The organism is Methyloglobulus sp., from assembly GCF_964779595.1.
Window position 1 is genome coordinate 1 of sequence record NZ_CBAROL010000005.1, and the last position, 16,113, is coordinate 16,113.

Sequence of the window (16,113 nt, forward strand, 5' to 3'; positions counted from 1 at the left end):
CACGCATGTGCTGAACAAAGGCGGCAGGGGTGTGTCCAGTCCATTGGATCAATTTTGAGGGTCAATGTAGACTATTTGGCTAAATAATTAGATTCAAGATTTTCGTATAACAACTAACTTAGCTACCACTTTGATTAACATTGGCAAATAAAGCCGCGTTTACTTACAATATTCCGTTTAATCAATCTTTTCATCCGGTCTCAAGGGATTGGAATCATCTTGTCTTGCACTTAATCTGATTAGTGTTGGCATTGCGACTTTAGGAATTATGGAACAAAACAACCTCACGCTTGGTATCCCTGGTTTTAATTACCCCGATCTTTATGATTCTAACCGCCTTAAAGACTTGTTGGCTGTATTTGATGCGTCGGTAAAAAAGCATGATGCCGAACTGTTCGACAAATTCGCCGCTTATCGACAAAATCAAGGGGAAGGCCTTGCGCCTGAAGCAATATCCGATTTATTGGTTGGTATGGGGCCTTATGTTGGGCAGTTTGTGGCGACGTTGTTTAACGTGACCCAGCAGCATCAAGTGCAAGCTGAAAAAATCAAGGACGAGTTTGCGACTATTTTTGCTTATAAGAATGAAGTCGTTGGTAAGCTGAATCTGGCTTTTAAGGATCAAGATGTCAGTACTTGGGATAAGGTTGCCATCAATACACGTTTTGATTTGTTGGTTGCGGCGGCTTTTCCAGAAGCGAATAAGGACGACGATGCCGAACATCGCGTGGCACAAGTCGGCGCGGCGATTGGATTGCTTTCAGCGCATTATAAGCTGGTAGCTAAAGGCAAAGAGAGTGATTATGCGAATGCTGATGAGGCTGTTAAGGCGCTACATAACAAGCTCACCGCACATCAGCAAGCAGCTGCCGAATTCAAAGACATCATTGCCCTTGAAACACCTGCTGAATTTGCCCAAGGCTTAATGGAAGTAGTCCAACGCTGGAGCTTTGTCGCACAACAGGATCCAGCCATTGCGAATAATTGGTTGAGTTTTAAATTCCCAGAAAAACGCGATTTTAGCCACTTAGTCGAACATGACGTGGTTAACAAAGGTGAATTCACCGCCTGGATGGGCGAGCTGAAACATCGCCGCCGCCGCGATGGCTTTAAATTGACCGATCCGCGATATAACCAGCGCGAGGTGTTGTCGGAAGTCGATCATTGCATTTATTGCCATGAGCGCGATACCGATTCTTGCTCCAAGGGCATGATTAACAAGAAAACTAATCTTTTCAAAGTCGATCCGTTAGGTGTCACCACTACGGGTTGTCCGCTGGATGAGAAGATTTCCGAGATGCACTTGGTCAAGCGCAATGGTGACAACATCGGTGCGTTGGCAATTATCGTTATCGACAACCCGATGTGCCCGGGTACTGGGCATCGTATCTGTAATGATTGCATGAAGGGCTGCATCTACCAAAAAACCGATCCGGTCAACATTCCGCAAATCGAAACCAATGTGCTGACGGATGTATTGTTTATGCCTTATGGGTTCGAGATTTATAGCTTGTTGACGCGCTGGAATCCGTTAAACGTCAAACGCCCGTATATGTTGCCTTACAATGGCAAGAACGCGTTGGTGGTGGGCTTGGGGCCTGCGGGTTACACCATGAGCCATTATTTGCTGAATGAGGGTTTTGGTGTTGCCGGAATTGATGCCTTAAAACTTGAGCCGTTGCCTATCAATCTGACTGGCGATAGTAATACGTTGCCCCAGCCGATTGTTGATTTCAAGGAACTCTACGAGCAACTCGATGAACGTATCTTGGCTGGCTTTGGTGGCGTGGCAGAATACGGTATCACCGTGCGCTGGGACAAAAATTTCCTGAAAGTCATCTACCTGACCTTGCTCAGACGTCAAGCCTTTCGTGCTTACGGCGGTGTACGCTTTGGCGGCACGATCACCATTGATGATGCTTGGGAGATGGGTTTCCACCATATATGCCTCGCTTCCGGCGCAGGTAAACCAACGATTATCGGCCTGAAAAACAACTTGATACGCGGTATCCGTAAAGCCTCAGATTTTTTGATGGCATTGCAATTGACTGGCGCAGCGAAAGCGTCTTCTTTGGCTAACCTGCAAGTACGCCTACCTGCTGGTGTTATCGGTGGCGGTTTGACTGCTATAGATACCGCCACCGAACTGATGGCGTATTATCCTGTTCAGGTCGAAAAGATGCTTAACCGTTATGAAGCATTGGTCAAACTTTACGGTGAAAACACCGTTAGAGGTCGTTACGATAAAGAAGAGACGTTGATTCTCGATGAGTTTTTGCTGCATGGTAAGGCAATCAAAGCAGAACGCCAACGCGCTGAAGCAGCGGGAGAACTGCCGAACTTTCAGCCTTTGGTAGAAAAGTGGGGCGGAGTAACTCTGTTTTACCGCAAAGGCATGAAAGATGCCCCCGCTTACCGCCAAAACCATGAAGAAATTGCCGAAGCCCTGGAAGAAGGCATTGCGCTCGCCGAAGGCATGAGTCCGCTGACTGCTTTGCAAGATGAATACGGTCACCTTAATGCCGTCGAATTTGAAAAGCTGGTGCAGGAAGAAGGCCGTTGGAACAATTCTGGTCAAATCATAACCGTTCCGTTGCGCGGTCTTTATGTTGCGGCGGGTACGTCACCCAACACGATTTACCAAAGTGAATATCCTGATACTTTCGTTATGGATAAGCATTTCTTCCAACGCTTTGAACCAGAGTGGACGAACGATGAAATGACCTTAGTGCCGATGCACGATGAGGAAGCACCTAAGCTAGGCAAACCTGCGCCGCTGACTTCGTACCAAAAAGACGGCAAATTCATCAGCTTTTACGGCGACAATCACCCTGTGTACGCGGGAAATGTCGTGAAGGCGATGGCGAGTGCGAAAAATGGTTATCCGTATATCGTCAAGCTGTTTGAAAAAGAACTGGCATTGTTGAATCCGGCGCAACAAGCCGAACGTAATGCCGCGCTTACGAAGCTATTTGCCAGATTGGATGAGGCATTTACGGCAACTATCGTCGCAATTAACCGCTTAACGCCGACAATTATTGAAGTTATCGTGAAAGCGCCGATGGCGGCAGAAAAATTCTATCCTGGTCAATTTTACCGGGTGCAAAATTTTGAAGCCCATGCGCCCATCGTTGAAAACACCGTGTTAACCTCAGAAGGCTTGGCATTGACAGGCGCAGATGTTGATAAAGAAAAAGGGACGATCTCCCTGATTGCGCTGGAAATGGGTTCCTCATCACGGCTTTGCGCCAGTTGGAAAGTCGGCGATCCACTGGTCATCATGGGCGTGACCGGAACACCAACCGACATCCCGACCGGGCAAACCGTGCTGTTAATCGGCGGTGGTTTGGGTAATGCGGTGTTGTTTTCCATCGGCAAAGCCTTACGGGCGGCGGGCAATAAGGTAATTTACTTTGCGGGTTATAAATTTGGCCAGGATCGTTTCAAAATTGAAGATGTGGAAGAGGCGGCGGATCTTGTGATTTGGTCTGTCGATAAGGGTGAAAATGTGCAAGCCATTTCACCAAACCGTCCGCAGGATAAGACTTTTATTGGCAACATTCTGGAATGTATGGTGGCTTACGCCAAAGGCGAACTAGGCGAGCAGCCGATTTCCCTGGCGGATGTCGATCATCTGATCGTCATTGGCTCAGACCGCATGATGGCGGCGGTAAAAACTGCCCGTTATGATGTATTGAAACCGTACCTCAAAAAAGCCCACCACGCCATCGGCTCTATCAACTCGCCCATGCAGTGCATGATGAAAGGCATCTGCGCCCAATGTTTATGCAAGCATGTCGAGCCGGACACCGGTAAGGAATACTTTGTGTACTCATGTTACAACCAGGATCAGGATTTGGATCGCGTTGATTTTCCTCACTTGAATGCGCGGCTACGTCAGAACACCGTGCAGGAAAAGTTGTCGAATTTGTGGTTGGATTATTTGCTGTCAGTTGAAAACGGTAAGGATTCAAACCAAAGTGCTGGATAGGTTTTTGCGTATAATCCCCTCTCTTAACCTTCTCGGCAACTGCGGAAGTACAGGACGTACTGAATGCAGCAAACGCAGGAGCATTTGTCGTGAAGTACAGGACGTACTGAATGCAGCAAACGCAGGAGCAGTTTGTCGTCCTGCGTTGCTAAAGTGGTGAATATGGTTGTGCAGTAACACAACTTGTCCAGGGCTTCCCTAAAAACAGCAGTTGCTGCTTGTTATAGGCGGCTCATGTTTCACTTCTCCATTCCCCTCTTCCATTCTCCACTAAAAGGGATTTGCCTTTAGGCATTTTCAAAATATATCTACAAATCTTCACTGTCCTCATCGATATTCCTCACAAAACCCGCATCTGTTTTGCTCAATTTGAAGGTCATTTATTTGGCTGTGTAGGTATTTATACCTATAGATTCGTCCTCAATAATGTGCCAGGCAATTTCTAATCTGTCCACAAGGTTTAGACAAGCCGTTCAATATATAGCACAAGTCTTTAATATAAAGATAATTAATTCAGCTAGTTATTTATTTTTTCTAAGGCATTCTGTTAGATTTTAATAAAGCTCATTAGTGTATATTCCAAAAAATCACCCAATAGTTCATTTTGGTATGCGTATAGGTAATCATACGTATATAAAAATAAATGCTGTTCAAATAAAGTATTCACCCAAGGGTTATTCAGACTCTTAGGTCTTGTCAGGAAGCATTCATTCAATTCCAAAACAGGGCTACGGAAGAATTTGAACCATTGTAGTGAAGTGTAAAAAGCAACTTGGCTCGACATCGGATGTCAGGCAAACAGGGTTTTAAACAACACTATTGGTGGAAATATAAACAAAAGAATGGGGTGAAAAAACCATGAAAAAAATACAATATAAACCGAATCGGCTTAGAGACGGCATCAGGCTGGCTCTGGCCTTACCGTTGCTCGGTGCGTTGGCTTTGACAGAAGCGCAAGCAGCAATCAATTTAACGGTGGTTGACCACGCGGGGACAGCGGTTCCAGGATTCCGCTATCTGGTGGAAACCGATAGTACCCACACTACAACGCCGGGCGTACGCGATGTCAATGCTTTGTCGTTGAGCTTTAATAACAGTGATGCACCGGTATTGGCAGAAGGCCAAAGTGCCGCAGATACTGCATCAATTGTCAGTGATCGCCTTAATCCAGGCGACCGTGTGTTTGTTTCGGTATTGCCTTATGAAGGTCATTCCATCGGCGGTGCTATGGCAACGCTGGATGCAAATGGTGATGCCACCGTTGAAGTGACTACCGAAAACAATCCCATTCCGACGGCGCAAATGTCGGTTTACGTATTTCACGATAAATTTCCAATCAATAACGCGCCTGATGGCGTTAACGAACAAGGTAGCGCAACAAGTTGCAGTGGTGTCGAGCAATTCTGCCCAGAACAATTCACGGTTCAAATTCTCGATGGTGGCGGCGGATACGGTGTAGCCGGTCCAGGACCTTTACTTACCGATGCGTTTGGCAATCCGCTAGGCACTACCTACACTGGCTCAATCACCGTTGATGGCCCTGAAGTTGACACGCTTGGCAGTGGCATTATCCATCCAGACGCGAACGGCTTGGTGGTCGTCAAAAACCTGGTTCCCGGTAAATATGGCATCAACATCATCCCTCCAGCCGGACAAGGTTGGGTGCAAACTTCCACTATTGAAGGCACTAAAACGATTGATGCTTGGATACAAGCCGCTAACCCCGCTTTTATGACGGAATGGGGTCCTTCTTTTTACAATATCAACACGGGCTTTGTTAAAGAATTTACCGATAATACTGTGTTGGCCGGTGGGGCTACTATTGAAGGCACTATCGTTAACAGCCACTTGACTGCACCGCCTTTACTGGCAAATGCCATGGGCGCACCCTTCCCAAATTGCCGTATCGGGCTTAACACGATAGCGGGTGTCGGTGTTTATAGTGGACGTTGCGATTCTAACAGCCATTTCAGCATTCCGAATGTTCCTAATGGTAGCTATCAACTGGTTGCCTGGGATGACAACTTGGACATGATTATTTCTTTTTATAACGTTGATGTCGTGGGCGGCGTGGCCACGATTGCCTTGGCTGATGCTGCCGGCAATATTCCTGCGCCAGGCTGGTTCCATACCTCCAAACATACAATATTCAACGATACCAATGAAAATGGTTTCCAGGATCCAGGCGAAGCCGGACTGCCTAACAAGACAGTCAACCTGCGTTTTCGTGATGGCCGGGTTTACCAAACCTCTCCCACCGACAGTAGCGGCGAGGCAGATTTCAACGAAGTATTCCCATTTTTCCATTGGCTAGTTGCGGAAAGTGATTTTGCGCGCGACAAAGCAACGGGCGTAACCGTAGTGTCTGATGCGGGTGGCGAACTGCCTGCCGTTTCTACGGGCGGGTTTCCTGACTTTGGCGTGTTAACGCCGCAAGCGCAAATCTGTACGCCTGTTGATGCGCTGCTTACCAACTGTGCCTTGGGAGATGACCTCATCAACCCTAATACGGGCAACAACCTTTCCCGCACCGAAACTGGGCCGGTACTGCTCCAGGCATTTGATGGCTTTCTGGGACAAACCAATGCCTATCAATGGGGACGTAAACCCTATGTCGGTAACGAAAATGGCGGTATTATCGGTATCGTATTCTACTCCAGCACCCGTGCTGAAAGTGACCCAAGCTATGGGGTTGGTGACCCTTGGGAACCTGGCGTAGCCCGTGTTCAGGTGGCACTTTATGCTGATGGCGATAAAAACAACCTCCCAATCGCTGGTGGTTTTCCAGGTGCTGGCGGTGAAGATGTTGACTGGAATTCTAACAATGTAGCCGATGCCGCTGATGGCGTTATTGATGACCTTAACGGCAATAGCGTTATAGACCGCGCCGACGTGGACAACTATCCGTTCGGTTGGGCTGATGGCGGTACTATGGGGCCGGAAGACGTGGATGTTGCCAATGACGGTGCAGCTGGTGTCTTCAGTAAGGGTGATGCCATCAATATTGTACATACCGATGCTTGGGATGACAGTAAACCAACTGGCTGCCAAGGCCCCGTTTTCACTGTTGATCCATTAGACGGTAATGCACCCGTAGCAAAAGATTGTTACGACGGTTTGCGTAATTACAACCAATCTCGTCCAGGTGTTTTTGATGGCGGTTATGCTATAACTGAAGATGGTAATGGCAACCCCTTAAAACCAGCAAAGTATATTGTCGAGGCATCGCCGCCCAAAGGCTTTGAAATCGTCAAGGAAGAAGATGTTAACGTTACACTGGGTGATGGATTTGAACCTAGTCCAAATCTTTTACCGCCTGTCTGTGTGGGTGATGCACATACCGTTCCAGCTTTTTTGAGCTTACAAACTGATGCTAACGGTGCAGCCGTCGTGGCTAACCCAGAAGCAGCGCCCCATGCTGGAGAATCACGATCTCTGTGTGATCTAAAACAAGTCGATTTAAAAGCCAAAATAAACGCTGTTGCTGAATTCCATGTCTTTACCAAAGTGCCTCGGTCATCACGGGTAGCTGGTAATGTATTCAACGACGTGTTGGCAACTATTGACAACAACTCACCGAATGCCGGTGAAAAAGCCAATCCAGCGTGGATTCCGGTGTCTTTCCGTGACCATACAGGTAAAGAAGTCGTGCGGGTAAATACCGACGAATGGGGCGCGTTTAACGCACAATTGCCATCGACATGGACAGCTAACGCACCATTGCCTTCAGGCTTTTCACCAATGATGTTGAATGCCTGTGTCAATGATTCCGGTATTGTGCCTAATCCCAGTTATAGCCCTGGTACAGGTAATAACCTGCCGTTCTTGCAAGATCCTAACTACGATCCATCGCTTGCGACCGTATGTTGGACCTTCCAATACATGCCAGGCACTACCACCTATCTGGATACCCCAACCGTGTCTAAAGGTGCATTTGCAGCCACCCGGAATTTTCCGATTGACTGTGAACAACCCACAACGACTCCTGAGATAGCCAAGGCTGAGGGTGTTGATGGTGGGCCTTATGTACAAGTAGGTGCAGGAAGAACTGCGGCACAAAGAACCCTGACAGTAACGGCGGTAGGTACTGCTCCTGTTCCTAACCCACTTTATGATGGTGATGGTACCCCACCTAAATTTGTAAATAGAAATTACGGTTTAGGCGTTGTTTCAAGTGGTGCAAACGCTGCTCAAGTCAAATTGACTAACAGTGCTGGCGTTGCCACTACAATTAACTGTGCAACTTCACCTCTAGCACCAGGATCAACAAGTTTCAACTGTGCTTGGAGTTCGACTGCGAATACTGTGAGAGTTCAATTTGGTGCCAACTTTGCCGTAGGTGCTTATGACCTCATGCTGCACAGCCAAGGCGGTGCCGCCAATGGTAAGTGGTCACCATCCGGTGTCAAGGTAACGGTGGGCAATATCGCAACACCTGTTCCTGGCGGTGGTGCAATCCACCATGTCATCAATGGCGATAAGATTCAGCCTGTTATTGATGCGGCAGCAGCAAATGACCTGATCCTGGTTGGCCCTGGCATGTATAACGAACAGTTGATTATAGATAAACCGCTACGTTTACAAGGTTCTGGTGCGATGAGCACTATGGTTTTTGCCCAACGGACGGATGCCAATATGATCAATAACTGGCGTGTACGGATGCAAGATGCGATTGATAACGGCAGAGTTTCCATATTGCCACCATTAACTGGCAATGTTGCTACTGACTTCCTCAACGAAGAAATGGCCGGTATTTCTGTATTTGGCTTAGACACCACGCCAGCCAACGGTGGTTTTGGCAACACAGCCAATGCTCGCATTGATGGCTTTACCGTCACCGGTGCGGATAACGGCGGCGGTATCAATGTGCATGGTTATGCCGATTACTTGGAAATCTCCAACAATATCGTCAAAGCCAATTCAGGCAATGCGGCAGGTGGCATACAAATTGGGCGTAACGGTTTGCTTAATGGCAACGCCTACACAGATGCCAGCAATGACAACTTACGTATCCACAATAACCAAATCAGCCAAAACGGTGCTTTGGGGACAGGCACAATAGCGGCAGGCGGCGGTATTGGCCTTTATAACGGCACAGATGGCTATCAAGTGAAGGAAAACTTCATCTGCGGCAACTTTGCTCAAGGCGACGGTGCGGGTATCTCTCATGACGGTCGAAATCTGGGTACACCTCAGAATGCAACTAACGTGATCGAAAAGAACACGGTGGTATTCAACCAAAGCCTTTATTTCCTGGGTGCTTATGGCGGCGGTATCTCTGTGTCAGGTGCTGATGGCGTTGCTGGTGGATTGACACAAGGCTCAGGCCCTGTGGTCATCAATGCCAACCGTATTGAAAGCAACCAAGCCGGCAGCGGCGACGGTGGCGGTATCAGCTTGCGCTTCATTAACGGGCAAGATGTCAATGTTAACGTCAACAATGGCTACAAAGTCAGCCTGACTAACAATATCATCGCTAACAATATGGCAGCGTTGGCGGGTGGTGGTATTGCCATGCAGGATGCGGTGCAAGTCGGGATTGCTCACAACACTGTGGTCAATAACGATAGCACGTCTTCAGTGCCTGGTGCATTTGGTGCTGACTCCAACCTGAGCAACCAACAACCGGCAGGTATTGCGTCAAGATTGCATAGCCCAGGTTTGGATACCCTGGCTAGTGTGGCTACGACGTTCTCAAATCCGTTGACGCTGGTTAACAATATTGTCTGGCATAACCGTTCGTTCCAATGGACGGCTGACCAAGACGAGAATGGCATAGCTAACGATCCTGGTTTACTGCCCAATATCGGCGCGGGTGATCTGGCGTACTATGATGACTTTGGTGTGCTACCCGAAGGTTCCGGCAACCTAAGCCCAACCTGGAGCATTGTGTCAGACCCATTGATGGATGCCGGTTTGCAAAATACAGCAGCCGCAGATGGCAGCCTGTTTATCAGTGAAAACGTCAATGGACATCGTTCAGGCACACCAGGCACCAGCATTACTACTGCCTCGGTGTTTGATGAAGCAGGTGCGGCATCTATTACCGTGGACTTTGGCCCGCTGAAACTAGGCAATCGCGACTACCACTTGAAGGCGGGTGTGAATCCTGCAATCAATACCGGTAACCCGTTAAGCAATGTACCTGATGTCAGTATACCTGGCGGCGTAATCGATGTTCTAACTGCCGATTACGACGCACAAGGTCGTCCAGATGTTGGCACGTTAATCTGCGGTTTAATTCCCACATTATGCCCAGATAAGGGTGCGGACGAGCGGTATTTAACGGGTGCCACTGTAAATAAAGGTACTGTGCGGATATTGCCATAAAGACCTGACGGATAGAGGGAGCAGTAATGTTCCCTCTGTTCCAATTCAGCTAATAGAACCAAGTCATTAATCACTAAGAAAACAGAGGTTGCAATCATGAACAAAAGCAAACTACTTTTACTCAGTACGCCGCTCGCTTTGGCGATCAGCGGCATACTGAATCCTGCCCAGGCGGCAGTCAATATACAATGCCCAGGGGACAAAGATGCCTTAAACACGCCGTCCTCAATAGATGCCACACCAACTCTTGGCAACCCAGGTTATGATCCTAAGGTCAAATGTAAACACCTTGCCGCTGGCGATGGTTTTATCACTATGGCTGATAGCACGGTAACAACGCCAAACGAAATGTACATTTTAGGTTTCAGTGACCTTACCGGCGTACCACAAAACAAGGCAGCAAACCACGGGCTATTGGCGGCAACCAGCACTGCGCCAACCATTGAGTTAAACGAAGGTGATAAATTCTACCTGTCATTGACCAACGTCGGTATGCTGAAAAGGCCAGACTTGTTTGACCCACACTCGGTGCATTTTCACGGTTTCCCGAATGCTGCCAGTATTTTCGACGGTGAACCAGAAGCCTCCGCAACCATCGGTATGGGTTCAACCTTCACCTATTTCTACGACATCAAGGAACCTGGCACTTATATGTACCACTGCCACGTAGAAGCTTCTGAACACATGCAAATGGGTATGTTGGGCAATCTTTATGTGCATCCTGCCCAGGATGGAAGTTCCTACGATGATGATACCGATGTCGAGGTCAAAGACTACACTAAATTTGCCTACAATGATGTCGATGGCTCGACTGGCTATGATGTGGAATATCCGATCCAGATAGGGTCTTTTGATTCGGTCTTCCATGCTGAACATATTGCCGTACAGCCTTTGCCGTTCGCCGATATGAAGGATGATTATGCGGTACTTAATGGCCGTGGCTATCCTGATACGGCGAATGATACCACTCCACCTGCTGTGCCAAGTGAAGTGGCTGCGCTGCACAATACCAATGTTGACACGACCGATGATATAGCAACGACCCAGCCTTTAAGTTCCAAGATTACCGCTACTGTAGGGCAACGGGTTTTATTGCGTATATCTAATCTTAACGTAACCAGAAACTACACGCTAGCAGCTATGGGACTACCCATGAAAGTGGTGGGCAGAGATGCTCGCATCTTGCGTGCAATGGATGTAAACAATCCCTTGCAATCTCTCACCCAAACCGGAACTGATCTTTACTATGAGACCAATTCTGTCACCTTGGGTAGCGGTGAAACTGCCGATGTGTTGATTGACACTACGGACGTAGCACCAGGCAAATACTTTATCTATACAACCAACCTCAACTATCTCAGTAATGGCGCAGAAGATTTCGGCGGCATGATGACTGAATTTCAGGTTATCTAAACCAAGTTTGCGAGCTTTTAGGAGATTAGCATGAAAAATAGATTCAAATTAATAAAGGTCGGTCAACTTGCCGCACCTTTGGCACTGGCCTTGTCGGTCTTCGCCAGTCCATCATTGCAAGCAGGCGCGACGATACCCGGCATTAATGGGCCCAGTTTTAACCTGACAGCGGCGGAAGATTACCTTACCACGCCCGATGGTGGTAGTGTCTATGTCTGGGGCTATGGCGATGGCAATAATGCCGCTATGCAATACCCTGGGCCTACCTTAATTGTAAATCAAGGCGAACAGGTCACTGTTTCCTTGACAAACAACTTATGGAAGAACACCTCGATTGTTTTTCCTGGACAAGAAGGGGTAACGGCTAGCTGTAATATATCAAATTGCCAAGATGGTCTGTTGACCAAAGAAGCAGTGCCCCTCGGTACGGTGACATATACTTTCACTGCCAGCAAACCAGGGACTTACTTGTATCACAGCGGTACACGTCCTGACTTGCAAACCGAAATGGGTCTGGTTGGCGCACTGATCGTACGTCCAACAGGCTATAGTGCAAATGCGCCTAAAGCCTATAACCATGCAGGTTCTGCTTATGACCACGAATATCTGTCGCTGTTGACAGAAATGGACGTGCGTATCCACGAAGAGGTTGAAACCGGTGCTTATGATGCCGTCGATACCCGTGAATACAAGCCAGTCTGGTGGTTTATCAATGGACGTAACGGCGTAGATACGGTATCGGCTGATAATAATCCGCTACTGCCTAACCAACCTTACGGTTCTATCATTCGCACCACACCTGGCGAGAAGGTCTTGCTGAGATTGATCGGTGCAGGCCGCGACCCGCATCCTTACCATACCCACGGCAACCACTTCACCTTATTGGCGAAAGATGCTCGGATGTTTGAGAGCAACCCTGGTGTTTCTGGGCCGGATCGCACAACGCCAGGTTTCACCAACGAAACCTTTCCAGGTGAAACTTACGACCTGTTGTTTAGCTGGACAGGTGCTGGTTTAGGCTGGGATATGTATGGTTATACACAGACAACGCAGCCTACTTATTGCGATGCCAATGGTGCGACCGCGCTTTATCCATCAGATAAGATGACGCAATCGGCATCTGACCGCTGTAAAGCATTGCCAGTCGTTTTACCTGGCTTGCAGGAACTCACCTTTGGCCCTTTTTATAGCGGCAGCCCTTATTTAGGTAACGCAGGTCAATTACCCCCGGGTGAAGGTGGATTCAATGCCAACAACGGTTACTTCTTTATGTGGCATTCACACAGTGAACGCGAACTGGTCAACTTTAATATTTTCCCAGGCGGTATGCTCACTTTCCTGATTATTGAGCCACCCGGAACGGTTATCCCATAACGATTTAGAGAACGGTTTAGGAATCTAGCGCTGCCCGTAGCTTATTAATAGAGCGGCAAAAGAATCCGATTGACCAAACGATTAAATAACAGATTATTTGATGAGGTTATCACCTATGAAAACGAAGATAAAACGTAGTCTCTTGGCGGGTGCTGTGGCTTTGGCCTGCGGCAATGCGCTGGGAGCAGAATACTGGCTTTGCGCGGGTACTTTCGACAAGAATATGCCTGACGGCAGTGTCGTTAAGATGTGGGGTTATGCGGATGTAAGCAATACCACCACTTATCCTGCTAATGCCTGCCCAGCCAGCGGAGATGCAGCTTATACAGCACCTGGCCCGCAATTAAACGTAGCGGATGCCAGTTTGACAGTCCATCTCCAGAACACTTTGACTGAACCGACTTCTCTGGTGATCCCAGGGCAAACAGAAGCCGACATGGTTCCTGTTATGATCGGCAATCGAGTACGTTCTTTTACCCATGAAGTTGCACCTGCTTCGTCCGGTGATTACATCTGGAATAACTTGAGATCCGGTAGCTATGCCTATCAAACAGGAACCCATCCTGCTAAACAAGTGCAGATGGGCTTTATGGCGCGATGGTTAAGGATGAAGCCGCTAACACAGCCTATCCTGGTGTTAACTATGATACACAGGTAGTCGAATTTCTAAGTGAAATTGACCCTGTTATGCACGACCGAGTTGCTGGCAATACTTATGGCGCACCTTGTGCAACGCCAGCAGAACAAAAAGCGAATCCTTGTACTAGCACCATCGGTTACAACCCGAAATGGTTTTTGGTGAATGGCGAGGTTTTTGTCGATCCAACGCCTGCTGCCCAGCCAACGACGGTGTCTGCTGGCAGTCCAGGGGGAACTACCCTGATCCGTTTTATCAATATGGGTTTACGCAGCCATAGCATGATCCTTCAAGGCGCGAGCATGAAAGTGGTTGCTGAAGACGGTCATGTATTGCCTGCTCCGCACGATCAGTATTCCTTGATGATTCCCGCTGGCAAGACGCATGATGCCTTGTTTACCCCAGCGGCAGAAGGCGTTTATCCACTTTATGAGCGTATGCATAATCTCTCAACGAAGGACGGCACGGGCATTAAAGCAGGCGGCTTGATGAGCTTTCTCGAAGTAGGGGCTAGTACAGCCACTTTGACGGCAGTCAATGATGCGTTTTCCGGTAATGAGGATACGGTCATAGCGGGTAATGTATTGGGCAATGATACGTTTCCACCCAGCTCGATTGCGGTAGTTGACGCACCAGTAGGTTTCCCGCTAAATCCCGACGGTAGCTTTAGTTACACGCCAGCACAAGACTTCAATGGGCACATTAGCTTTACCTACCACGTTGATGATGGGGCAACTCCTCCTGATAATCTCTTGAGTAATGTTGCTACGGTAGACCTCAATATAGTTGCGGTCAACGATGCACCTGTCATCACTTCAACGGCTGTAACCACGGCTGATGAAGATGTAGCTTATACCGACACAGTGACGGCTACAGATGTGGATGCTGGTCAAACGTTAAGCTACTCGTTGGTCTCAGCTCCTGCTGGCATGATTATCAATGCCACTTCTGGTGCAATTAGTTGGGTGCCGACTAATGCTCAGGTTGGGGACAATAATGTGACTGTCAAGGCGACTGATTCATCGGGTGCAGCTAATAATTTTGCAAGCCAAAGCTTTATTGTCACACTAAGCAATGTTAATGATGCACCAACCTTGAATACAATCCCAACACAAAACGCAGTAGTGGGTACGCTTTTCAATCATGCCACAGTTGGTAACGATATTGATGCAGGTGACACACTCACTTACTCATTGTCAGGTAACCCTGTGTGGTTGAGTATTGACTCAAATACCGGTGTCCTGTCAGGAACACCAGACGCTACGGGTTCTTCTACAGTAACTGTCACAGTGACGGATGCGTTGGGCGTATTTGCAAGCCAACCCTTTACACTTAATGCTACTACGGTAGCTGCAACACCAGTGGTTTATTTCTCGACTTTTGGCAGCACCAACCCAACAGGCTTGGGTGGTACGGCTGATGATGCCGATATTTATTCCTGGAATGGAGTGGCGTTTACTAGGGTTGTTGATGCTACCACTAAAGGCGTACCTTCTGCCGCCAACGTGGATGAGTTGAAGATTGTGGATGCCACCCATTTCTACTTGTCATTCGTTACAGACACGAACTTGCCTGGTATTGGTACAGTCCAGGATGAGGACATCGTGTATAACAACAACGGTACTTGGTCGGTATTTTTCGATGGCACTGCTAAAGGCCTTACGAATACAAACCATGATGTCGATGCCTTCGATATCGCTGGCAACACGGTGTACTTTTCCACATCAGGTAGCACAAACACACCTGGCGCAAGCAATCCGCCTAGCGTGACTGGCACGGCTGACAATGCCGACATCTACTTATGGAATGGAACAGCGTTTAGCCGGGTGGTTGATCTCTCGACAATCGGTGTACCAGCAGCCAATACGTCTGCCTCCGCTTCCAACGTGGATGGCCTGAAGTTCGTGGACAGTGTTCACTTCTATGTGTCGTTCGCTGGTAACGTAACGCTGACTCAACAAGCGGGTGGAACATTAGCCGTGCAGGATGAAGACATTGTGTACTACAACAACGGTGTTTGGTCGGTCTATTTCGATGGAACAGCGGTGCCTAAAAGCCTAACTAACGGTAATCAAGATATCGATGGATTCGACATCAAGCCTTTACCTTAAGTAGTCAAATAGGGTGGGCAAACGGTGTCATCGTTTGCCCACAATTGGATAATACAAAGGTGGGCAGAAAAACGCTGCCCATCCCACCTTGCTCCAACTTAATGATCTCTCGTGTAGGTATTATTACGTATTGTTTAAACCTTGTAATTTGAATAACCTAGCTCTAATTATTTTGTGTTTAATTAATATTTAATTGTATCCGTCGGTTAATCCTGTCAGCGCATTTAGCTCATCAGATTACTGGCATTAATCCCCAG

6 protein-coding genes are annotated in these 16,113 nt (G+C 47.9%); all 6 read left to right on the top strand.

The genetic code is table 11. The features are described 5' to 3' along the window. The first annotated feature begins 268 nt into the window (after positions 1-268). Positions 269-3,991: a pyridine nucleotide-disulfide oxidoreductase gene (locus AC1YY3_RS03425; RefSeq protein ID WP_481825157.1), complete on the top strand. Its 3,723-nt coding sequence runs from the start codon at positions 269-271 to the stop codon at positions 3,989-3,991. A gap of 858 nt (positions 3,992-4,849) precedes the next feature. Further along, a complete protein-coding gene (locus AC1YY3_RS03430; protein WP_482194318.1) occupies positions 4,850-10,321 on the top strand; it encodes an SdrD B-like domain-containing protein in 5,472 nt (1,823 codons plus the stop codon). Positions 10,322-10,417: 96 nt separating this feature from the next. After that, positions 10,418-11,734, top strand: a complete 1,317-nt coding sequence (locus tag AC1YY3_RS03435; protein ID WP_481824019.1) for a multicopper oxidase domain-containing protein — start codon at positions 10,418-10,420, stop codon at positions 11,732-11,734. A 30-nt stretch (positions 11,735-11,764) separates the two neighbouring features. Beyond that, positions 11,765-13,108, top strand: coding sequence for a multicopper oxidase domain-containing protein (locus AC1YY3_RS03440; RefSeq protein ID WP_481824018.1), 1,344 nt, complete (start codon positions 11,765-11,767; stop codon positions 13,106-13,108). Positions 13,109-13,223: 115 nt separating this feature from the next. After that, complete coding sequence (locus AC1YY3_RS03445; RefSeq protein ID WP_481824017.1) at positions 13,224-13,766, top strand: hypothetical protein; 543 nt, start codon at positions 13,224-13,226, stop codon at positions 13,764-13,766. A 29-nt stretch (positions 13,767-13,795) separates the two neighbouring features. Next, entirely contained in the window at positions 13,796-15,856 is a 2,061-nt protein-coding gene (locus AC1YY3_RS03450; RefSeq protein ID WP_481824016.1) for a putative Ig domain-containing protein, read from the top strand. The last annotated feature ends 257 nt before the right edge of the window (positions 15,857-16,113 follow it).